This is a genomic window from Stenotrophomonas maltophilia group sp. Smal12, from assembly GCF_037079935.1.
GTDB classification, from domain to species: Bacteria; Pseudomonadota; Gammaproteobacteria; order Xanthomonadales; family Xanthomonadaceae; genus Stenotrophomonas; species Stenotrophomonas sepilia.
This window is the reverse complement of sequence record NZ_JBAWUK010000120.1, coordinates 1-630: the sequence shown is the minus strand read 5'-3', so window position 1 is coordinate 630 and position 630 is coordinate 1. Positions and strand designations below refer to the sequence as shown.

Sequence of the window (630 nt, the reverse complement as noted above, 5' to 3'; positions counted from 1 at the left end):
ATGCCATGTGTAATCCCAGCAGCTGTTACAAACTCAAGAAGGACCATGTGGTCTCTCTTTTCGTTGGGATCTTTCGAAAGGGCAGATTGTGTGGACAGGTAATGGTTGTCTGGTAAAAGGACAGGGCCATCGCCAATTGGAGTATTTTGTTGATAATGGTCTGCTAGTTGAACGCTTCCATCTTCAATGTTGTGTCTAATTTTGAAGTTAACTTTGATTCCATTCTTTTGTTTGTCTGCCATGATGTATACATTGTGTGAGTTATAGTTGTATTCCAATTTGTGTCCAAGAATGTTTCCATCTTCTTTAAAATCAATACCTTTTAACTCGATTCTATTAACAAGGGTATCACCTTCAAACTTGACTTCAGCACGTGTCTTGTAGTTCCCGTCATCTTTGAAAAATATAGTTCTTTCCTGTACATAACCTTCGGGCATGGCACTCTTGAAAAAGTCATGCCGTTTCATATGATCTGGGTATCTTGAAAAGCATTGAACACCATAAGTGAAAGTAGTGACAAGTGTTGGCCATGGAACAGGTAGTTTTCCAGTAGTGCAAATAAATTTAAGGGTAAGTTTTCCGTATGTTGCATCACCTTCACCCTCTCCACTGACAGAAAATTTGTGCCCA

Annotated in this window: 1 protein-coding gene; it reads right to left on the bottom strand. The window is 39.4% G+C overall.

Features of this window, described 5'->3' with window-relative positions; genetic code table 11:
- The coding region (locus WDC87_RS21875) for a hypothetical protein (RefSeq protein ID WP_336331335.1) at window positions 1-630 on the bottom strand (630 nt) is incomplete at both ends.